The sequence below is a fragment of the Bradyrhizobium sp. USDA 4516 genome (assembly GCF_054055915.1).
Genome location: NZ_JBSRXT010000001.1, coordinates 699,634 through 719,745 on the forward strand (window position 1 = coordinate 699,634; position 20,112 = coordinate 719,745).

Annotated in this window: 20 protein-coding genes, 1 tRNA gene and 6 pseudogenes; 17 read left to right on the forward strand and 10 right to left on the reverse strand. The window is 61.6% G+C overall.

The window, feature by feature from the left end:
• Nucleotides 1–43: 43 nt before the first annotated feature.
• Both ACVI1L_RS03250 and chpT read right to left on the reverse strand, forming a co-directional pair.
• Complete coding sequence (locus ACVI1L_RS03250; protein ID WP_456782272.1) at nt 44–2,803, reverse strand: hybrid sensor histidine kinase/response regulator; 2,760 nt, start codon at nt 2,801–2,803, stop codon at nt 44–46.
• 202 nt (nt 2,804–3,005) lie between these two features.
• Nucleotides 3,006–3,653, reverse strand: coding sequence for a histidine phosphotransferase ChpT (gene chpT / locus ACVI1L_RS03255; RefSeq protein ID WP_253591253.1), 648 nt, complete (start codon nt 3,651–3,653; stop codon nt 3,006–3,008).
• A gap of 256 nt (nt 3,654–3,909) precedes the next feature.
• Between chpT and cysQ the strand changes: the two genes are divergently transcribed.
• Nucleotides 3,910–4,737 (forward strand): 3'(2'),5'-bisphosphate nucleotidase CysQ, encoded by an 828-nt coding sequence (cysQ, locus tag ACVI1L_RS03260; protein ID WP_076830787.1) that lies wholly within the window; start codon nt 3,910–3,912, stop codon nt 4,735–4,737.
• On the opposite strand, the gene ACVI1L_RS03265 is transcribed toward cysQ, so the two are convergent.
• Nucleotides 4,738–5,202 (reverse strand): YHS domain-containing (seleno)protein, encoded by a 465-nt coding sequence (locus ACVI1L_RS03265; protein ID WP_076830784.1) that lies wholly within the window; start codon nt 5,200–5,202, stop codon nt 4,738–4,740. It lies immediately after the preceding gene.
• Between the two features lie 153 nt (nt 5,203–5,355).
• Between ACVI1L_RS03265 and ACVI1L_RS03270 the strand changes: the two genes are divergently transcribed.
• The 6 genes from ACVI1L_RS03270 to ACVI1L_RS03295 all read left to right on the forward strand — a co-directional run bounded on the left by ACVI1L_RS03270 (nt 5,356) and on the right by ACVI1L_RS03295 (nt 9,519).
• Nucleotides 5,356–5,961 (forward strand): DUF1134 domain-containing protein, encoded by a 606-nt coding sequence (locus tag ACVI1L_RS03270; protein WP_016843676.1) that lies wholly within the window; start codon nt 5,356–5,358, stop codon nt 5,959–5,961.
• A gap of 237 nt (nt 5,962–6,198) precedes the next feature.
• Complete coding sequence (locus tag ACVI1L_RS03275; protein ID WP_456782273.1) at nt 6,199–7,482, forward strand: hypothetical protein; 1,284 nt, start codon at nt 6,199–6,201, stop codon at nt 7,480–7,482.
• A gap of 113 nt (nt 7,483–7,595) precedes the next feature.
• Nucleotides 7,596–7,670 (forward strand) — tRNA-Val (locus ACVI1L_RS03280).
• Nucleotides 7,671–8,536: 866 nt separating this feature from the next.
• Nucleotides 8,537–8,779, forward strand: a complete 243-nt coding sequence (locus ACVI1L_RS03285) for a hypothetical protein (RefSeq protein ID WP_456782274.1) — start codon at nt 8,537–8,539, stop codon at nt 8,777–8,779.
• Nucleotides 8,776–9,105, forward strand: a complete 330-nt coding sequence (locus tag ACVI1L_RS03290) for a hypothetical protein (RefSeq protein WP_456782275.1) — start codon at nt 8,776–8,778, stop codon at nt 9,103–9,105. The genes ACVI1L_RS03285 and ACVI1L_RS03290 overlap by 4 nt, the downstream gene beginning before the upstream one ends.
• Nucleotides 9,106–9,363: 258 nt before the next feature.
• Nucleotides 9,364–9,519 carry a hypothetical protein gene (locus ACVI1L_RS03295; RefSeq protein ID WP_456782276.1) on the forward strand — a complete coding sequence of 52 codons (156 nt, stop codon included), beginning with the start codon at nt 9,364–9,366 and terminating at the stop codon, nt 9,517–9,519.
• 757 nt (nt 9,520–10,276) lie between these two features.
• Here the strand turns inward: ACVI1L_RS03295 and ACVI1L_RS03300 are convergent.
• A pseudogene (locus ACVI1L_RS03300) lies at nt 10,277–10,678 on the reverse strand (ArdC-like ssDNA-binding domain-containing protein); the annotation flags it as partial.
• A gap of 456 nt (nt 10,679–11,134) precedes the next feature.
• On the opposite strand from ACVI1L_RS03300, the gene ACVI1L_RS03305 reads away from it, so the two are divergent.
• Complete coding sequence (locus tag ACVI1L_RS03305; RefSeq protein WP_456782277.1) at nt 11,135–11,413, forward strand: hypothetical protein; 279 nt, start codon at nt 11,135–11,137, stop codon at nt 11,411–11,413.
• Between the two features lie 24 nt (nt 11,414–11,437).
• Here ACVI1L_RS03305 and ACVI1L_RS03310 read toward each other — a convergent pair.
• Nucleotides 11,438–11,625 (reverse strand): annotated as a pseudogene (locus ACVI1L_RS03310) (DUF3606 domain-containing protein).
• Nucleotides 11,626–11,867: 242 nt separating this feature from the next.
• Between ACVI1L_RS03310 and ligD the strand changes: the two are divergent.
• Nucleotides 11,868–12,815 carry a non-homologous end-joining DNA ligase gene (ligD, locus tag ACVI1L_RS03315; protein ID WP_456782278.1) on the forward strand — a complete coding sequence of 316 codons (948 nt, stop codon included), beginning with the start codon at nt 11,868–11,870 and terminating at the stop codon, nt 12,813–12,815.
• Nucleotides 12,816–12,894: 79 nt separating this feature from the next.
• On the opposite strand, the pseudogene ACVI1L_RS03320 reads toward ligD, so the two are convergent.
• The 4 genes and pseudogenes from ACVI1L_RS03320 to ku form a co-directional block, all read right to left on the reverse strand.
• Nucleotides 12,895–13,356: pseudogene (locus tag ACVI1L_RS03320) on the reverse strand (metallophosphoesterase family protein); the annotation flags it as partial.
• Nucleotides 13,353–13,856 carry an NUDIX domain-containing protein gene (locus tag ACVI1L_RS03325; protein ID WP_456782279.1) on the reverse strand — a complete coding sequence of 168 codons (504 nt, stop codon included), beginning with the start codon at nt 13,854–13,856 and terminating at the stop codon, nt 13,353–13,355. The pseudogene ACVI1L_RS03320 and the gene ACVI1L_RS03325, both read right to left, overlap by 4 nt.
• A gap of 7 nt (nt 13,857–13,863) precedes the next feature.
• Nucleotides 13,864–14,079 carry a hypothetical protein gene (locus tag ACVI1L_RS03330; protein WP_456782280.1) on the reverse strand — a complete coding sequence of 72 codons (216 nt, stop codon included), beginning with the start codon at nt 14,077–14,079 and terminating at the stop codon, nt 13,864–13,866.
• Nucleotides 14,080–14,144: 65 nt separating this feature from the next.
• On the reverse strand, nt 14,145–15,077 hold the full coding sequence (gene ku, locus ACVI1L_RS03335; protein ID WP_456782281.1) for a non-homologous end joining protein Ku: 933 nt from the start codon (nt 15,075–15,077) through the stop codon (nt 14,145–14,147).
• A 142-nt stretch (nt 15,078–15,219) separates the two neighbouring features.
• Here ku and ACVI1L_RS03340 point away from each other — a divergent pair, with 142 nt between their 5' ends.
• The 7 genes and pseudogenes from ACVI1L_RS03340 (at nt 15,220) to ACVI1L_RS03370 (ending at nt 19,077) form a co-directional block, all read left to right on the forward strand.
• On the forward strand, nt 15,220–15,615 hold the full coding sequence (locus tag ACVI1L_RS03340) for a hypothetical protein (protein WP_456782282.1): 396 nt from the start codon (nt 15,220–15,222) through the stop codon (nt 15,613–15,615).
• Nucleotides 15,616–15,664: 49 nt separating this feature from the next.
• Nucleotides 15,665–16,058 (forward strand): annotated as a pseudogene (locus tag ACVI1L_RS03345) (hypothetical protein).
• Nucleotides 16,059–16,061: 3 nt separating this feature from the next.
• A pseudogene (locus ACVI1L_RS03350) lies at nt 16,062–16,786 on the forward strand (SOS response-associated peptidase).
• Nucleotides 16,787–16,788: 2 nt separating this feature from the next.
• Nucleotides 16,789–16,908: pseudogene (locus ACVI1L_RS03355) on the forward strand (DNA polymerase IV); the annotation flags it as partial.
• 366 nt (nt 16,909–17,274) lie between these two features.
• A complete protein-coding gene (locus tag ACVI1L_RS03360; RefSeq protein ID WP_456782283.1) occupies nt 17,275–17,892 on the forward strand; it encodes a DEAD/DEAH box helicase in 618 nt (205 codons plus the stop codon).
• On the forward strand, nt 17,876–18,127 hold the full coding sequence (locus ACVI1L_RS03365) for a hypothetical protein (protein WP_456782284.1): 252 nt from the start codon (nt 17,876–17,878) through the stop codon (nt 18,125–18,127). The genes ACVI1L_RS03360 and ACVI1L_RS03365 overlap by 17 nt, the downstream gene beginning before the upstream one ends.
• Before the next feature lie 41 nt (nt 18,128–18,168).
• Nucleotides 18,169–19,077: a restriction endonuclease gene (locus tag ACVI1L_RS03370; RefSeq protein WP_456782285.1), complete on the forward strand. Its 909-nt coding sequence runs from the start codon at nt 18,169–18,171 to the stop codon at nt 19,075–19,077.
• 76 nt (nt 19,078–19,153) lie between these two features.
• On the opposite strand, the gene ACVI1L_RS03375 is transcribed toward ACVI1L_RS03370, so the two are convergent.
• Nucleotides 19,154–19,429, reverse strand: coding sequence for a hypothetical protein (locus tag ACVI1L_RS03375; protein WP_456782286.1), 276 nt, complete (start codon nt 19,427–19,429; stop codon nt 19,154–19,156).
• Between the two features lie 128 nt (nt 19,430–19,557).
• Between ACVI1L_RS03375 and ACVI1L_RS03380 the strand changes: the two genes are divergently transcribed.
• Nucleotides 19,558–20,088 carry a hypothetical protein gene (locus tag ACVI1L_RS03380; RefSeq protein WP_456782287.1) on the forward strand — a complete coding sequence of 177 codons (531 nt, stop codon included), beginning with the start codon at nt 19,558–19,560 and terminating at the stop codon, nt 20,086–20,088.
• Nucleotides 20,089–20,112 lie beyond the last annotated feature (24 nt).

A 20,112-nucleotide genomic window follows, 5' to 3' on the forward strand; every position in this document is an offset into this window, starting at 1 on the left:
TCGGAAAACCGCTTCACACTTTTCCGGATCATGCTCTCTCCCCTCAAGCCGCGCGGCGCAGTTCGGCGGTCTGCTCTTTCAGCGCCGCGATCAGCCCGGGACGATCAAACTTGGCGACATAGTCGTGGAAGCCGGCCTGCCGGCCGCGCTCGATCGCCGCCGGCGACACCATCGCCGACAGCGCGATGATCGGCAGCTGGTTCAGATTGTGGTCGCTTCGGATGTTCTCGGCGAACTCAAAGCCGTTCATCTCGGGCATCTCGATGTCGGTCAGCACGACGTCGAAGCTCTGTCCCGAACGCAGCGCGGCGAGCCCTTCCTGCGCGCCGCCCGCGGTCCTGACCTTGTAGCCGGCGGCCTTCAAGACCGGCGCCAGCATGTTGCGGAAGAAGGCACTGTCATCGACCAGCAGCACCGACTGCGCCGAGGCCGACGGCCGCATCTCCTTGCGCGAGAACCAGTCGGCGAACGCCATCGGCAGGAAGTGGCCGACGTCGATCACCTCGGTGGCCTGGCCCTTGATCACGGCCGAGCCCAAAATGCCGTCCTGCGAACCCGCGACCTCGATGTTGAGCCGCTCCTCGACGATGTCGATGATCTCGTCGACCACGAGCCCCATCGAGCGGCCGTCGTCGGCGAACACCAGGATCGGCTGCGAGCCCTGCGACTGCACCTCGACGCCGGCCATCTGCACCAGCGGCATCAGCTGCTCGCGGTACTGCACCATGTAGCGGCCGTTCGAGAGCTCGATCTTGTCGGTTGCGATCTCCTCCAGCCGGGTGACGAGGCCGAGCGGCACCGCCTTGGGCTGCGAGGAGCCGGCGCGGAACACCAGCAGCGAGGTCAGCTGCTCGCCGCTTGCGGCGTGGGCGTTCGCATTGTCGTCGGCGAGGTCATGGGCCGAGGAGCCGGACGCGCCGAGGGCTTTTGCAATCCCGTTGGGGTCGATGATCATGATGACGGCGCCATCGCCAAGGATGGTGTTGCCGGAGAACATGTCGATGTGCCGCAGCTTGGTCGACATCGGCTTGACCACGATCTCCTCGGTGTGGAACACGCCGTCGACCACGATGCCGAAGGTCTGGCTGCCCACCTGAGTGACCACGATGAAGCCATTCTCGGCATCCGTGGTCGTCGCGCCGTCGTCGATCTTCAAGAGCTTCTTGAGGTGGATCAGCGGCAGCAGCTTGTTGCGCAGGCGCAGCACTGCGGTGTCCTTGATCCGCTCGATGCGGTGCTCGGAGTTGGCGCGGGCCCGCACCAGCTCGACGACAGACAATTGAGGAATCGCAAAGCGGTCGCCGCCGGCTTCCACGATCAAAGCGGAGACGATCGCCAAGGTCAGCGGGATCTTGATGGTGACCGAGGCGCCCTCGCCGGCCACGCTCTTGATGTCGATGGTGCCGCCGATCTGGTCGATATTGGTGCGCACCACGTCCATGCCGACGCCGCGGCCGGACACCGAAGTCACTTGCGCGGCGGTCGAGAAGCCCGGCGCGAAGATGAACTTGTGGATCTGGGCCTCGGTCATCTTCTCGAGCTCGGCCTCGGTGACGAGACCGTTTTGGAGCGCCTTGGCCTTGATCCGCTCGGTGTTGAGCCCGCGGCCATTGTCGGCGATGCAGATGATGATGTGGCCGCCTTCGTGGTAGGCGGAGAGGCGAATGGTGCCCTGTTCCGGCTTGCCGGCTGCGAGGCGCTCGGCGGTGGTCTCGAGCCCGTGATCGGCGGAGTTGCGCACCATGTGCGTCAGCGGATCCTTGATCAGGTCGAGCACCTGGCGGTCGAGCTCGGTGTCGGCACCGTGCATCTCGAGCTCGATCTGCTTGCCGAGCTCGCCGGAGAGATCGCGGACGATGCGCGGCAGCTTCTGCCAGGCATTGCCGATCGGCTGCATGCGCGTCTTCATGACGCCTTCCTGCAGCTCGGCGGTGACGTTGGAGAGCCGCTGCAAGGGCACCTTGAACTCGGTGTCCTCGTTGCGGCGGGAGATCTCCAGCAGCTGGTTGCGGGTCAGCACCAGCTCGGAGACCATGGTCATGAGGTGTTCGAGGGTGTCGACATTGACCCGGATCGACTGGTTGGCGATCTTGTCGCCTTCCTGGACGTCCTCAGCGGCCGCCTTGCGGGCCGGCTTCTTCACAGCCTCGGCCGGCTCGGCGGCGGGAGCCGCAGCGGCAGGCTTCGCGGCCGGCGCCGGTGCGGCGACTTCGGTCTCGGTCTCGCGGAAGGCGCGCTCGAGCTCGTCGAGCGAGACCTCGCCCGGACGCAGCGGACGCTCCAGCGTCTGCACCACCAGCGCGCCTTCGGTCATTGCCGCCTGCACCGACGGGGCTTCAACGACAGGCACATCTTCATCAGCAGCAACCGCCATCGACTGCGTCGAGCCTGACGATATCGACTGCGTCGAATCGGACATCGCCGCCATGCCGTGCTCGACCATCGCTTCCAGCTGATCGATCAGATCGCGGTCGTTGCCCTCGGGCTCGGCCTCGGTTGCCTCGAGGCCGCCGAGGATCTCCTTGATGCGGTCGATCGAGGACAGGATCAGCGTCACGGCTTCCGCCTTCACCGGCATGCCGTCGCGGAATTTGCCCATCAAGGTCTCGCCGGCATGCGCCAGCGCCTCGAGCCGCGGCAGCCCGAGGAAGCCGCAGGTGCCCTTGATGGTGTGCACAAGCCGGAAGATGTTATCCAGGATCTTCGCGTTGTTCGGATCCTGCTCGAACTGCACCAGCTGGTTGTCGACCGTATCCAGGCTCTCGCTGCTCTCCGTCAGGAACTCGCGCAACAGATCGTCCATGAAACCAACCTTCGAAAAACGCCGAAAACGCAGCGGCGCGCAACATCGACGCGCCTGACGGAACTCAGGTCAGCTTCTCCGCAAAGCGTTTAAGTTTGGTTGAGCAAATGGAAAGGAACGGGATCAACAAAGAGATAAGGCCGCGCGATCGAATCGCGCGGCCGGTCGTAACCTTTGATTAATGATATCGGCACGGCCGCGGTCAGGACGCGGCAATGATAACCTTGTCGCCGTCGAGCGCGAGCGTCACCTTCAGCCCGCAGGCTTCCGCCAGCAGGCGGGTGTAGTGCGGTTGCACCGCATGCGCATCGACCGTGTTCGGCGAGGTCGCATTCAGAAGATCGACGATGTTCTGCGGCACGCGCGCATTGAGGCCCGCAGCCGTGATGCGGAAGCTCATCGCCTCGCCTTCGCCGACCGGATCGATCGTGAGCGTGCCGCCACGCGGGATCGTCTGCTGCGCGATGACCAGCATGTTCAAGAGCAGCTTGACCCGGTTCTTGGGCAGGAGCAGCCGCGGCAAATTCCAGGTCAGCGTCACCTTGCCGTCCTCGATATGCCCCTTCGCCATGTTCTGGGCATCGCCGAGATCGATCTGCGCGCCGGAGGAACCGGCCGCGCCGAACGCCAGCCGGCAGAACTGCAACCGCGCCGAAGCGGTCTTGGCGCTCTTGCGAATCAGATCGAGCGCGAAGTCGCGGTCTTCGGGCTTGGGATTGTCGTCAAGGACCTCAAGCCCATTGACGATCGCGCCGACCGGACTGATGAGATCGTGACAGACCCGCGAGCACAAGAGCGCCGCGAGTTCGAGCGCATCGGGAGCGGGACCGGGAGACGAAGTGCCAGACATCAATTGTTTCCTGGAAAGCCGCACGCCGACCGAGGAGTGCGAATCACGCATGCCTGTCGGCTTGATACACCGCGCAGACGGATGCTGCCAGCTTGCGGCGGGACTGATAAAGCATGATCCGGAAAAGTGGAAACCGGTTTTCCGAAAAGATCATGCTCAAACAAGGAGATGAGATCATGATGCGATGCTCCGTCATCGCATCATGATCTCAGGGAACACAAACAGGATATGCGACCCGCTGACATGAGACCCGCACATGAATAAGGCAAAGCCGTCCCTGATCGGCTGCGAGGCCGCCGCGACGCTGCTCGAATCACTGACCGAACTGGTGATCCGCGCCGGCGACGCGATTCTTGCGGTCAATCGTTCGACGATGAATGTTGCCGGCAAGGACGATGGGTCGCCGGTCACCGAGGCCGATCTCGCCGCCGACCACATCATCGTCGAAGGGCTGACGCGGCTCGCGCCGCAGGTGTCGCTGCTGTCCGAGGAGCGCGTCCATCTGGCGACGCCGCCCTACAAAGACAGTTTCTTCCTGATCGATCCGCTCGACGGCACCAAGGAGTTCGTTGCCGGCCGCAATGAATTCACCGTTAATGTGGCGCTGGTCACGCAAGGCGTGCCGCTGCTCGGCATCGTCGGCGCACCGGCGCTCGGGCTGATCTGGCGCGGCATCGTCGGCAAGGGTGCGGAGCGACTGACGCTGCAGGGCGGCGCGGTTTCGCAGGCGGTGCCGATCAAGACCCGTCCCTGCCCGCCGCGCGGCGCGCCATGGACGGTGGCAGTGAGCCGCTCGCATGGCGATGCGCGCACCGAAGCCTTCATCGACGCGCGCGGCAACGCGGTCCGCGCCGTGCTGGGCTCGGCGGTCAAATTCGGCCGTGTCGCCGAGGGCGAAGTCGATATCTATCCCCGCCTGTCGCCGACATCGGAGTGGGATGTTGCGGCAGGTCACGCGGTCGTCGTAGCGGCCGGCGGCAAGGTCACCGATTCGAAGGGAAGCCCATTGCATTTCGGGCTCGGCCGCGAAGACTTCCTGGTGCCGGAATTCATCGCCTGGGGCGACCCGGCCGCGGCGCCGTGATCACTGCGCGAGATTGTCTTCCAGCTCCGGCCAACGCGCCGCGGCTTCCTTCAAAAAGCGCGCGGGATCGGCGGCGAACGCGTCACGGCTGCGTTCCCGGTTGAACAGATAAAGCCTGTTCCCGACGACGGCCCAGAATCGCGGATTGCCCGCGCAGGTGACGCCCCGCACCAGATCGGTCGGATCGTAACCGCCGAATTGCGGGCCATAGATTTCGGGATGCGCCACGAACGAAGCGCGGTTGCCCTCGTTGCGGAAACGCCAGACCACGCCGTTCTCCGCGGCCTCGAATTCCGGCCGCCCCTGGGTGGCGGCGGCATCGGTGAAATAGGCGACGGGATCGAATCCCTCGATCGCCAATCCGGAGTAGCGGTTCGTCACCACGCGCTCGGTTGTGGTGGCCTGAACAGGCAAGGACGGCCAGATGGCCGCCAAAATGCCCGCCAACAGGCCGAAAAACGCCATCCCCCGGCACGATCCATATCTTTCCTGCCGTTGTGCCGTCATAGTTGATACCGATAACATCCGAGTCGAGGGGACACCGGGCGCAACCTAGAGCCGTGCCTGTTGGCATCAGGTTAAAGGGCAGCGCCCGGATTTCGATAGCAGGGGTTCTTAATGACTTTCGCATCACGCCTTGCCGCGGTCGCGTTTGCCGCGCTGATGTGCTGGAGCGCAGGGGCGTCCGCGCAGCAGGGCCCGCCACCGCAATATCCGCCGCCACAGCGTGAGCCGACCCCGTATACTTACGGGCCCGACGAATTGGTCAATGCCGGACACAAGTTCTTCGGCAATGTCTCGCGCGGACTCGCCTCGGTCATCGAGCGCGCCGTCAGCCAGTGGGGCCTGCCCAATGGTTATGTGCTCGGCGAGGAAGGCTCCGGCGCCTTCGTGGCCGGGCTGCGCTATGGCGAAGGCACGCTCTACACCAAGAACGCCGGCGACCTCAGGGTCTACTGGCAGGGTCCCTCGGTCGGCTTCGACTGGGGCGGCGACGGCGCGAGGACCATGACGCTGGTCTACAACCTGCCTTCGACCCAGGCGATCTATCAGCGCTTCGTCGGCATCGACGGCTCGGCCTATATCGTCGGCGGCTTCGGCATGACGGCGCTGACCGCCAATAACATCGTGCTGGTCCCGATTCGCTCGGGCATCGGCTTGCGGCTCGGCGCCAGCGTCGGCTATCTCAAATTCACCCCGCGCGCGACCTGGAACCCGTTCTAGGGCGTTTCCAGCCGAGCGGACGCCGGTTCGCATCAAGAAGACGCGTCAGGACAGAATCTGGAGCCTCGATCCGATTCAATCGGAACGAAGCGCGAGGTCGCAGCCCTGATCGGGCGATGAGGCCGGCGCTCCGGCACGGTTAGCAATTCAGGTTAACGCGGCAATCGGGCTGGCCTTTGGCCGGCCCGCCATGGCATTGTGATTAACAAATTCCTTCTTTTCTTGGAGTGACCCTTCATGATCGAGCCGATCATGTACGCGGCGATCGGTTTCCTGATCTCGATGCTGTGCGGCCTGATGATCGTTCCGCTGGTGCACAACCGGGCGGTGCGGCTGACCACGCGCCGCATGGAGGCGGCCACCCCGCTGTCGATGGCCGAGATCCAGGCCGACAAGGACCAGCTCCGCGCCGAATTCGCCATGTCGGCTCGCCGGCTCGAGATGAGCGTCGACCAGCTCAAGAGCAAGACCACGAGCCAGCTCGCCGAACTCGGCAAGAAGACCGATGCGATCAACCGCATGAAGATCGAGCTCGGCGAGAAGAACGCCGCGATCTTCGCGCTGGAAGCGCGCGAAAAGGCGATGAAGGATCAGCTTCGCGCCACCGAGGAAGAGTTCTCGGCCAAGACCGAGCTGTTGCGCAACGCCCAGCAGGCGCTGACCGACAAGCAGGGCGAGCTCGGCAAGATCAACGCCGAGCTCAACGACCGCGCGATGACCGCCGACAGCCGCCAGATCGAACTGGTCGCGGTGCGGACCCAGGTCGAGGAGCTGAAGAACCGGGTCGGCGATGCCGCCAGGGAATTCGCGGCAACCGAAGCCCGTCTCGCCCAGGAGCGCAATCAATCGGAAACTGCAACGCGCGATCTCACCGACGCGCGCGGCCGGGTCGAGAATCTGAGCCAGCGCGTCACCGATCTCGACCGCCAGCTCGTCGCCCAGGTCAAGGAAGCCGAGATGCTCGGCAACCGGGTCAACGACCTCGAGACGCGGCTTGCGACCCAGGGCAAGCTGCTTGCCGAGCGCGAATTCGAGAACGGCCAGTTGAAGCAGGCCAACGCCGCCGCCGAGCGGACCGTGCAGGAGCTGCGCGAGGAGATCGCGGCAGCGGGCGGCGGCAAATCCTCCGCGCTCGACAAGCTGCGGCAGGAGAAGGCTCAAGTCGAGGAGCAGCTGCGCACCGTCAGCGACGAGCGCGGCAAGCTGCAGCGCGACATCAACGCAATCCAGCAGCAGGCCGAGAGCTCCTGGGCGACCGAGCGGATGGAGAATGCGCTGTTGCGCGAGCGCATCAACGACATTGCCGCCGAGGTGGCCAAGCTCGCGATCCAACTCGAGGGCCCGAATTCGGCGATCGAGGCCATGCTGGCGGCGGAGCCGACGGTGCCGGCCAAGGCGGCTGCCAAGCCCGCCAACGGCGTCTCGCCGGGCAGCGGGTTACCCGAGGGCGGCGGCACGCTCGCCGAGCGCATCCGGGCGCTGCAGTCACACGCCTCCCGCGCCCGCCAGCAAGGCGCCTGATTCCCGCAGGGTTTGGCTTGACACCCCTACCCGGCACTTCGTAAATCGCACGCTCTGACGAAGCGCCTTAATCGACCGGCCGCCGACCAGCGGCCTTTGGCACGTCACATCCCGGACGCATAGCTCAGCGGGAGAGCGTTCCCTTCACACGGGAGAGGTCCAAGGTTCGATCCCTTGTGCGTCCACCATTATTCATTTAAATTCAATGGCTTAACGTATCAATTCCCTCGGAGTGTGCCCTGGAAACGATGGGGCACAACGGGGGCACCACTTTGGCTGGCACTCTTGCCAAGATCGCTCCGCCGCCCCCTTCGCGATGCCAGTTTCCGAGAAGCGCGACCAAATCTCGCAGGCATTCCCTGACGCGTAGAATCGCGAGCGTTTTGATCATGCCTCTTCGACACTCGACCAATGAGATCGACGAGGATGACCAATCTTGCCGCCGCAAATGAGCGTGCGCCCCGCCCGAAGAGCGTCAAAGAACTCGTTGTGCGGTGTCTTCCGATAGCGACTTCCGAGAAACAGCCATTTGCGTTGCTCCGCGCGGCGCGGAATTCCGCTGGAGAGCAAAAATGCTGAGCCGCCCCAAATATTTGGGCAGCAAGGGTGACGCTCGTCGAGGGTTGTCCACCGTAGAAACCCGGACCGGCAGACGGCCTCACCTAGCTTCCCCGCTCGCCTAGGTTGCGGTACGCTACGCCCTTACTTTTAAGGGATATTCTTATGGACGGCTCTACAAAGGTGATCGTGGCGCTTTCCTATGTGGCTGGCGTTCTCTCTTGGCGCGAACCCCGCTCACATTTGACGCGGATTCGTTCCGCGAGCGCGGTACCATCGGCAAAGGTGTGACTTGTGCTGCAGTGCTCTATGTCATGATTGGCGAAAGCCGGACGTTTGATTTCTCGTCCGAATATTCGGTTGAGCCTACAAGCGACGGCAAGACGATAGTTTCGGGCAAATTCACGCCGAACGGATAGTGGCCTCGATGATAGCCGGGGGACATTGCATGAGGGCCTCCGCGACGACGTTGATCGCCACAATTTTGGAGGCGTAAATGATTAGTGACAAAGCAGTGCGGAATGAGCTGAGAAAGTTGATCGCCGCATTCTGCAACGGTGTTGGCATAGGCATGATCACCACGGGTGTGTTTACGCCGATTTTTGCAATCGTTCTGAATACCTCACAGAAAACTATGATCGATAAAGGCCTGGTTTCCTTATTTGTATTTGTCGTGGCCGTGTCTGGATTTGGTTGCTGGGCAATCGGCAGGCTTTGGCTGTTGAGGTACGAGCCATGAGCAGCCCCACCGGCGATGTTATCTTTGTGCTAGCGCCACCCATTCTGATCTGTGTTGCGCTGCTTGTTTTCTACGTGTTCGGGAATGAACAACTAGAAAGAGCGCGTCAGGATGAACGATCCCGAACACAGGAAGGATCATCGCTGCACACAGCTTTGGACGCCGCTGTTCAAGATGCCAGAAATCTAGCGAGTCAGCTGCAGTTGGCAAAAGCGGAGTCGGAAAAACCGAACGCCGGACTGGCCGAGGAGATTCGGGGTCTTCGCTCTTCCGTCGACGAAATATTAAGGCGCTTAGGCCCCAACAACAACAGAACTGAAGATTGACCGATCACTGGTGATCGGCCGGCCAATGCCTAGCGGATTCACTCGGCACGCGATCGGCGCGATGATCGAGGCATGCCCCTAGCGCCGCAAGCCCGCTCACTTCCTCCGCTTCCGGACCGGGTCCCATTAACCGCAACGCCGGCTTAAAGACGGTTGCTGGTCATCTACGTCGCCTGCCACCATCACAATGGCCGGCTGAAGCTCGCCGACCTGCCGGATTGGGTTGGTACGACATCTCGGCGCACCTGAAGTCATCGCTTGCGGCAAGATCGGCCGAGTGTAGATATTAGGCTCGATTGGGGCGAGGTCGTCGACTTCGCCAAGCCGGACATCACCTTGCGTGTCTACGCCCACTTATTTAGGAACGACGACGACGGCAACGCGGCGGCGATCAACGCGGCGCTGGCGCGTTAGGGTATCAATCGGTGCCAATTTCGCGGTTCGTTCTCTCCGAACCTGCCGCTAACCGCTTGAAATTGTTGGTTTGGAAGGGTGGCCGAGTGGTTTAAGGCACCGGTCTTGAAATTCTGGCCCCCCGTCCCCCCCAGTGTCGGCGCGTTCGGCTTAGTACTGAAAAATCAGGACAAAACGAAAGGGCGACACGTTACTGTGCCACCCTGTTTTGTTTGGTTGGGTAGCAAAAGCGGTAGCAGTTATGATGCCTCGCTAGGTCGGCTGCAGCGTCGCCCGCAAATGAGAATTGCCCCGACGCTGGCGCATCGCGGCCGCATTTCAATCTCCCGCAGTCGGGGTTGGGCAACTGAAACCACGGAAGCATTGAATTGAACCCGGGCGCTGCCACTTGTTGCTGGTGTCAACATTCCCCTGTGGCATTGGTCGTGCAGCACACTTGAGGCTGGGGATTTCAGTGTCCCAGTTCAGGAAGAAAACGCCGCCGGGCGTGTATTTGTGAGACCGGCGGCGTCTTTTTCTGGGACCTTTATACTGCTCCTAAGTTGACTGCCGCACGGGCGATCATCTGCTTCAGTTGGTAATGCCAGCCATCCGGGCCAATGGTGTCGGTGTCGGGCCACTCGTCGCCCTCATCTTCCATCTCGTTCGCGTACTGGAGCACGGCGGCGATGCCGGCAACGGTCGTAGGAATCGTTGACGCCAGTTCCCATGCGGCGGCTCGGACCGCGTGACAACAAGCCTAATTGTTGTCTTGGGAAACGGTAAATCGTTTGAGGAATGGAATTGCTTGCGCATCTTCGCCGGTCTCGGCGGCGCGTCGCTTTTCGTGGTACGAAACGATCCGCGTAGACAACAGTGGTGCCGCGCTCCCTTTTTCGAACGTGGCCGCCAAGCGAGAGCGCCTGACGGAAGGTGAGCCAACTTTGACCGGCAAATCCGCGTTCAATCACGGCGCCCCAGAGTATGTTAACGCCGCTGTATTGTCGGTTGGTCGACGCATTTTTTGGCATAGCCAACGGCGCTTTCGCGGCGGCCGTACCCAGGGCTGAACCCAGGGAACGCGTCCGGCATCAAGCTCGGCAATAATCCTGTCGGTGATTTCGGTATAGAGGTTCGCCCGGTTTTGGGCGACGCGCGCGCAAGCAGTAGGGTTCGACATCGCGGGTCTCCGCGACGGGCGCCACGAGCCTCTCTCGCAGCTTGTAACCCGCCACGAAAAAGCCCAGCCTGCACTCTTACTTTCAGCCTCTAGCGCCATCTACCTGGGACCCAGGCCCGATCAGACGTGTGCCCATGGGCGCATCGCCTCAACGGAAAATGGCACCCGGAGAGCGTGAGCATAGCGATCCGAAGGGGCACGCAGGTCCGAGTGCAGCGACGAGACCGGTTCAACGGCACCCGGGAACGGGGCAGTGATAGCGATCGCCGCAGGCGAGCCTGAGTGCCCTGGGCGAGGAGCACCAAAGCTCTGGCGCGAGGGATCGAAGCCGCGGCCGCGCGGAAAATTCGGCCTTCGACGGACCACGAGATCCCACTCCAGAATCCCAGTCGTGTGTTAGCGATGGGGAACGTCTGCGGGGCTAAACGATTCGTCTCAGCGTGGGAGAACCTTTCAATGCTGATGACCAAGCAGAGACGGCCGGCGATCCGCACCCTGCGCGGTTGGGCGATCAACGTGCTGAACGAAGCCGGCGCCATCCGCGAGTGCGAGGAGCACGGTTGGATACAGGACCGCGCTGATCCGCATGCCCGAGAGCGGGCCTTCGATATCGCCCGTCGAGACCTGCCGGATGGCGTATCCCGTCAAGCAGCGGAGGCCGCGGTTCGCGACGTGCTGGACTCGATTGGTGATACCTGCCCAGAATGCCTCCCTGACGAGGAGGACCGGCGCTAGCCCCGACGCCGACCCTTCTCCGACTCAGCGGCCCAGCCGTTTCTCTACACGCTTGCGCGAATTGGCGACCTTCTTGACTGCTTTTTTCACCGCGGGCGCCGACTTTCCAGTCTTCTTTGCCTCGTGCTGCACTTCGTAGTTCGCCCACCAGCCACCCGCGCCCGGTCCTGTTTTCGTCCGCGCGCCGTCTTGCTCTTCTTCGCTACCGCCATCGGTAGTCCCTGCTGTGACATCGAAGCAAACGCGACAGGGATTCGCAGGTTCCGGAACGATTCGAACTGTGCCAATTTGAATTGGCTGCAGCGTGGAGTTCTTCAGTGGCGTTTCAGCGTAAAAAGCCGGCTATCGGTGTTGAGGCGCTTTTCCCCGGCTTCATCGGACCGGCCCCGGCCACCTCAAGCGAGAAGGTGCCGTCCGAGCATTACGCAACACGCTCTGAAGGATTGGCCCTTAAATGAGCCGGACGTCGACCCTCCCCAAACGCCTACAGCCGATGCTGGCGACGCTCACCGACGCGCCGTTCGACGACCCCGACTGGGTTTTCGAGGATAAGTACGATGGCTTCCGGATGATCGCGGAAATCCGCCGGGGTAAGGTTGCGCTCTACAGCCGCAACGGCAAGATCATCAGCCGCAGCTATATCGAGGTCGCCAAAGCGCTGGAGGGCGTGAAGGGCGACGCCGTGATCGATGGCGAGCTCGTGGCAATCGGAAAGGACGGCGTTTCGCATTTCCAGCTGCTGCAGAACGCGCTGCGCCATGAAGCGAAGCTCCTGTATTGCGCCTTCGATCTCATGTTTCAGAACGCAATTGACTTGCGCAAACAGCCTCTTCTCGAGCGCAAGGAGCGGCTGAAAGCGATTTTGCCGCGTCACCGGCTGATCGCCTTCAGCCGTCACCGCAAAGCGAACGGTACGAAATTTTTCACCGAGGCCGAGCGGAAGGGTCTGGAAGGCATCATGGCGAAGCGCGCCGACAGCGCCTATGCCTCCGGAAGCCGGACGGCGGATTGGCTGAAGATCAAGACAGCAAAGCGGCAGGAAGTGGTGATCGCGGGCTTCACGGCGCCCAAGCGCACCAGGCCATACTTCGGCGCCCTGGTCCTCGCCGTGCGGGAAGACGACGCATGGCGCTACATCGGACATGTCGGCACTGGCATCAGCCACAAGGTCCTGGAAGACCTCCATGCCAAGCTCGTGAAGCTGACGACCGCTAAATCACCCTTCCCTGCCAAAGTGAAGGACGAGGCCGCCACGACCTGGGTCAAACCCTCGTTGGTTGCCGAGGTCAAATTTGCGGAGTGGACGAGTAAGGGCGAACTGCGCCAGCCCGTCTACCGTGGGCTCAGGTCCGACAAGCGGGCGAAGGAGGTCGTCCGCGAGCGAGAACGTCCGCGCAAATAGCGCTTCCCCCGGGGGCGTAACCCGGCAATCGGAAGGATTGACGCACTCGCCTCCTCCGGCCCTCCGCAGTGGGCACACAGTCGCCTCCAAGGTCGTGGATTTCCGGTCGCATGCCGTCAGGCGTGAGTTCGAGCGTCGCAAACGTGATCGGCAGCTTGAAACGCCGAGGTCCCGCGCTGCCGGGATTCAGGTAGAGAATGCGACCGACCGTGTCGATCTTCGGCACGTGGGAATGCCCGGAGACGATGACGTCGATGCCGCCACCGGGATCGGCCTTCAGCGTCTTCAAGTCGTGCAGAACGTAGATCGACTTTCCCGCCAGGCGCACAAGGTTCGTGTCGGGGTAGTCGCGAGCCCACTGGCCACCATCCACGTTTCCACGAATGGCCGTGACTGGCGCGATCCGGCGAAGCGCGTCGACGATCTCGGGGCGCCCGATGTCGCCGGCATGGATGATGTGATCGACGCCCGTCAGGCCTCGTTCCGCCTCGGGCCTCAACAGGCCGTGCGTGTCCGAAATGATTCCAATCCTGAACATTATTTCCCGGCGCTCTCAATCGCGATTGCCAAAAGACGATCGAGGAACTCTACCTGAGCGGACAGCATGTTGGTCCGCGCGAGCTCGATATCAAACCATTCCGCGCGGTCGACTTCGGGAAAGCTCTGCCGTCGACGGCTTCGGGGCGGCCATTCGATATCGAAGGTATTGCTGGTTAGCGCTGCCGGATCAAAGTGGCCCTCACCGGCGAATGCGATGACGCGCTTGCCTCCTCGCTGCCGGACTTGCCCCAGCGCCTGGAGTGAACCAATTGACGCGCTTGGGCCGAGTTCTTCGGCAAATTCGCGTCGAGCGACGTTCTCCGGAGCATCATTGGGATCGATTTCGCCCTTAGGAATGGACCAGGCGCCATCATCCTTGTTGCGCCAGAACGGACCGCCAGGATGAACCAGCAGTACCTCGAGCCCACGAGCGCCCTTGCGGTATGCGAGAATGCCCGCGCTCAAGGTCGATCTCCCGGAAGTCTTTTTCACCGCAGCCATATCGCTCCTACTTTGCAGAGCAATCGAGAGCCGGCGAGCCGTCGTCCCACCATACCGGACCGCGCTCGCCGAGCGCCTGCTTAGCCTCGTCTACGGTCCTATGCGCCGTTACTTCGGCCTCGCGGTCGGCCGCCTTCCTGGCGTCGCGCACCGCCCGTCCGGCCGCCATTAGACGGCCGACGAGATGATCTCGCTTGACCCCGTCGAGATTGGGATTTGCCATCCGCCAGAGCCTGCCGCGAACCACGAATTAGTGTCCGTCCGGCGTCACCGGATGCTTCACGACACCTAAGCCGACTTTCGCTGCGGCTTTGCGGCCGGCTTTTTCGCGGCGCCCTCCTTTGCCGCTTTCCTGCCGGTAATCGGCATCAGCATTTCCTTCTGCCCAGCCGCCGCCTTGCGTGGCTTCTTGGCTGGCTTCTTCGGTGCCTCCGTCGCGGCCGCTGCGTCTCTTCCGATGCTCTTACGCAGCGCGTCCATCAGGTCCACGACGTTCTCACCTCGGGGACGCGCTTTCGCAGTGATGGGTTTGCCGGCGCGCTTCTGGTTGATGAGATCGATGAGCGCAGTCTCGTACTGGTCTTCGAACTTGTCCGGCTCGAAATGGCCCGCCTTCTGATTGACGATGTGCTTGGCGAGATCGAGCATGTCCTTGGTAACTTTGACATCCTGGATATCGTCGAAATACTCATCAGCCGAACGGACTTCGTAGGGGTAACGCAGCAGCGTGCCCATCAGCCCCTTGTCGAGAGGCTCGAGCGCGATGATGTGCTCGCGATTGGTCAGCACCACGCGGCCGATTGCAACCTTGTTCATCTCGCGGATGGTTTCCCGAATGACGGCGAAAGCATCGTGCCCGACTTTACCGTCGGGACGCAGGTAGTAGGGGCGAATGAGATATCGCGGATCGATTTCGCTGCGGTCGACGAACTCGTCGATCTCGATGGTTCGCGTCGATTCCAACGCGACGTTCTCAAGCTCCTCCTTGGTCACCTCGATGAAGGTATCGGTATCAACCTTGTAGCCCTTGACGATGTCCTCGTTGTCGACTTCCTCGCCGGTGTCGGCGTCGACCTTGGCGTACTTGATCCGATGGCCGGTCTTTCGGTTCAGCTGGTTGAACGAGACCTTTTCGGATTCCGAGGTGGCTGGATAGAGCGCGACCGGACAGGTGACGAGGGAAAGACGCAGGAAGCCTTTCCAGTTAGCGCGGGGGGCCATGCCGGGGAACTCCGATACTATTACCGGATTCAAGACGAACGACGCGGCTTGGTTCCGACATCGCGACACGTCCGAGGGGAGGATTTTTCCTCCAGCTACCTAGTCGGACTCGACATTTGTTCTTGTTATGTTCTAGTTCGGCATGACCGACCGACCCGCGAGCTGGCGCATGCCGACCCCGAAACAGATGGAAAAACTGGCCGCTGAAGCCGACCGTAGACGAGCGCCGTCCGCTGCGGGTCCAGATGCCCCGCTCCCGGCCGAATATTGGGAAGCGGTCCTCAAAGACCCTCGAGCCGGCGCGACCGTGGCCCAGGCCCGACAGCGACGCCTTTCGGAAATTAAGGCCCACGTCCTGCGCGTCTCCTGCCGCCGCTGCGAGCGGACCGTGGAAATCCAGACGGCCGATGCCGTCCGCTTGTATGGCGCCAACGCAGTCTGGAAGGACGTGGCGCAGCGGTTGCTCGACAACACCTGCCAGCAGCGCACCGGCAGGCATGAAGAAGACGGGTGCTGGCCAGCGTTCGAGACGCCCTAGGTGTCGCTCTGGATTTGCCGATCGGATCGCTTTGCGCCTGGATGTCTGGATGGCCCCGAAGTATCACCCGACGCCCCTGTCGGGCGGCGATCGCAAGGCTCTGGCGAAAGAGCTCGGCAAGGCACGCGCGATGGCTAACATCCTGGCTACCCAATCGGCGGAGATGCGGGCCAAAGGCGAGGCGATGATCCAGCAAGCCGACAGGCTGCAGCTGGAACGAGCGGATGTGGAGTGATGGCGAACCGATCGATCCGTCGCCGACAATCGATCAGGCCATGAACGGAGGCTTCCCTTGGCTGGAGATCAGGTGCGCGCGCTGCAAGACGCCGAGCGACGTGGATCTCGCGGCGATGAAGCACCCGCCCACCAAGGCGGGCCGGCGTCCATCCGCGACTCTGCTACAGTTGACGTGGCAGCCGCGCCACCCTCGAACCGAATCCTGACCGATGTGCAATCTTTATTCGATCACGACCAACCAAGCCGCGATCAGCGCGCTGTTCCGCGTCGTGAACCGATACGTTGGAAATCTGGCGCCAATGCCGGGGTTTTTCCCGATTACAAGGCGCCGATCGTGCGCAACGGGGCCGAGGGCCGCGAACTCGCTACGGCGCGATGGGGGATGCCGTCGTCGTCGAAGGCGCTGATGGACGCCACGAAGAAACGAGCCGAAAAGCTGCAGGCCAAGGGCAACGCAGTGGATTTCAAGGAATTGCTGCGCATGGAGCCGGACGGCGGCATGACCAACATCCGCAACGTCAAGAGCAAACATTGGGTCCGCTGGCTCGGCGTCGAAAATCGCTGTGTGGTGCCATTCAACTCGTTCAGCGAGTTCAACAAGGCCAAGGGCGGCGACATCTGGTTCGCGCTCGACGAGAGCCGTCCCCTTGCCTGCTTCGCCGGCATCTGGACCAACTGGACGTCTGTCCGGAAGGTCAAGGAAGGAGAGACGACCAACGACCTCTTCGCGTTCCTCACAACGCTGCCGAACGCAGAGGTCGGCGCCATTCACCCCAAGGCGATGCCGGTGATCCTGACGACGCCGGACGAAGTCGAGACCTGGATGACGGCCCCTCTGGACGAGGCCCTGAAGCTGCAGCGGCCGCTTGCCGACGGAACGCTCCGGATCGTCGCCCGCGGCGTCAAGGAAGACACGGCCGGGCTAGCGGCGTGACCATCGACGACGATGACGACCGGGCAGCTTCCCCGAGCCGCCAGCGTAAGATCATCCACATCGACATGGACGCCTTCTATGCGTCCGTCGCGCAACAGGACAATCCGGATCTTCACGGCAAGAGGGAGGGCAAGGGTACGAAATTCTTGAAGTGGTCGGCAAATTGGCCGTACAGAACGATACATGGCCAATGCAGCGTCAAGACGGGGCCGTCCTGCGGTGGATCGGCGGCAACAGGGAAAGTGCTACGAAATTTCACCTGCCGGTGCTCTCTGCCGTGCCGCCCAGAGCGAGACGGCTTCGCTCACTGGGATCGTCGATGCCGAGGGACGATAATGCCCGCATTTTCCATGGGCGGGAAAGCGTTCTGCCGTTCCCGGACCAGGCCGGCAAGCCGGTTCGGTCGATTTGATCCGACGGTTGTTTAATTGACTTTATTCACCGAATTGGTGAGCGTTTGGCGGAAAAGATAGCTTGTCCGGGGGGCAATGAAGGCGTTCGAATTTGACCATCGCCTTATTGGCTCCTATGCCCGTTTCTCGCGGTCATTCAGCACCATTCGATCTGACGATCTAAAATCCGAGGTCGATCGCAAGTACGATGCGGGGCGGTTCTGGCCAGACGCGCTTCTGTCCCTCAACCCTCAATACCTTAGGGGCCCGACCGTCGACGCTCTCGTCGCCTCGGGCGATCTCGACGAAGCGACCGGGAAAATATTCCGGTTTGGGGCGACACCCCTACAGTTTCACCGCCATCAGGCGCAGTCGATCGCAAAGGCTCGGGCCGGCCAGAGTTATGTGGTCACGACCGGAACTGGCTCGGGTAAGTCGCTCTGCTTCTTTGTGCCGGTCGTCGATGCAATCGTCCGTGCGCGGAAAGCAGGGAGGCCGCGCAGAACCAGCGCCATCATCGTCTCGGCGGCGCCTTTCATATTGAAGATCCTGGGTGACGCGGCCAAGACCCCTGGTCCTCTGATCTCGTCCCTATTCTATTTTTGCTGCCGCAATATTCGTCGGTTTGTCGTTCGCGTTACAGTGGCGGATCAATGGGGCGTTTTTCGAAAGCCAGGCTTCTTCCCGGCGGAGCTGGATGCAGAGCCTTTATAACTACATCTCGGTTCGCGAGCGGGAAGAAATCGCGGAAACGCCGATCGAACAAGCGATGAAAAACTATCGTGAGACCCGCGGCGTACTGCTTGTTGTGTATGCGGTGTTGGTCATCGCTCTCGTTGTCGCCGGTGTGCACACCTTATACGATGCAACGCCTCCACCTTCGAGCCCCGCCGCAGGCGTCGCGCCAAGCCCAGTACCAGTTGCGCCACTTCCGGCAAAGCGGCCGTAATTTCGAGAAACTTCTGTAATTTGAGGGGTACGATCTGCGCCGTGAAAGAAATCGTCTCTCTTGAACGACCTGGTCAGCGATTCCATAATCTCGTCGCCATCTTGGAGCGTATGTTCGCGCACCAGGACGGAGTTGCCGTCGCTTCCTCTTTAAGGTTGCCCGACAAGGACACCGGTCGGCTTCGTGAACATGACGTGGTGATTATCCGTCGTACCCATCACGGGCCGAATCTGACCGCCATTGAGTGCAGGGACCAAGGGCGAAAGGTAGGAGTTCCTCAGATTGAGGCCTTCGCCAAAAAGTGCGAAAAGACTGGAATTCACCACGGAATCGTAGTTGCCGCCAACGGCTTTACGAGCACGGCCCGCGCCAAGGCCAAAGCACTGAACCTGACGTGCATGGAGTTAGCTGAGGCGGAATCCTTTGAGTGGATTCGCACCGTCACAATCGTCGGCTTGTTCCACAACTTCACCGCGATCGAGGGTCGCGTTCGCGTGATGGAAAGCGAGCAAAAGGTCGCGAATCCATCCACGGTCTATACTCCTGACGGCACGCCCTACACCGGCGAAGGTATTCAATCCCTCATCATGGACAAATTGCCCCCGGAGGCCCGCAATCGGAACATCCGCCAGACCCTTAACGGTCAAATCGTTGCACCGATGGAGGGCTTCTACGTCATCGACGCTCTCGGCCAGCGCTTCCAAGTGAAGGATATCACATTCACTTACGCACTGGAGATCGAGGTCACGGAACGCCCGATCACGCTCCATTGCTACGCCGGAGAAAGCACCGCGCTGGAAATCGCATCTGGACAGATCTCGTTCGCCTGTGGGCAATCTACGTTGGCCTTCGTCAAATCGAAGGACGGCGTGATGGGCTACGTCGTCTCCACCGGAGGGTTGAACCATCGAGTGAAGATCGGCGATCTGCCGGAACGGTGCCTCGACTAGATTCTGGGTAGAACCGTCCGTGACTGCTGCAGGCTCCAGCGACTTGTCGAGCAAGAAACACCGAAGCATCAGGATTTTACGCGCTGCCCGAGCGGGACTTCGCGCGGGCGGATCTGATCCGAGCCAAGTCGATGGCTTGGGTGGCCGGGCCGCCGACAAATAGCGCATCAAAGATGTCAAAGGTCGAGCACGCCTTGGCGTAGTCGAGATCCGCGAGAGGGTTGAAGGAGTCGTGCAGAGGGTCAAATCGGCGCGGATGGCGCCAGTCCGGGAGGTCGAGAAATTCGTCCGTTATAAAAAGACATCCGCCTTTCGGGAGCTTTACCTCTGATCCTACGTGTACCTTCTTCATGGCCGGCCCGACACTATGCGTATAGACCCCGCGCTTTGTCAGGATTTGCGCATGGGACGCGCCGACCGCAAAGACGGTGAACTACCCCCCGAATTATGTCATGGGTCCTTTCAACCAGGGAGGGAGTGATGGACGAGTTTCAATGGGTCGTTCTCGACGATCCTGAGCCGAACGAACGCGACCGGCTTTTCAAAGAGGCCCACGAGCGGTTCACAGAGAAAGTAAAACGAACCGATGAAATGATCCTGGGGGTTGTGAAGGCGCAAATCACCGTCGAGCGGTTTATGATCGAACTACTGGAAGCCTACGGCAAAGACCCCAAGCGCTATTTCTTCACGTCGGACAAGATCAAGGAATGCAAGCGCCTCGATCCCGCCGAGGTCGGCCAACCGATGTGGCAGCTACTCACGCTCTGCTCTTGGGTCCGAAATGAGCTGGCGCACTCGCTCGACGACAAGGAAATCCAAATCAGGTGTGACGCTGCGCGGGAAGCGTACCTCGCTCTCACAGAAAATGAACGGCAGAAGCAATCCATCCGGGATATGAACGATACTCAAATGGTGACCAGCGCCCTGTATTCCTGCGGAAGTCACATCGTGGTCGCAACTGATGCCAAGGTAGCCGCGGACAAAAAAGCCAGAACGGCTACCTCCGCTTAGGCTTGCGGTGGGCGATGTACGTGG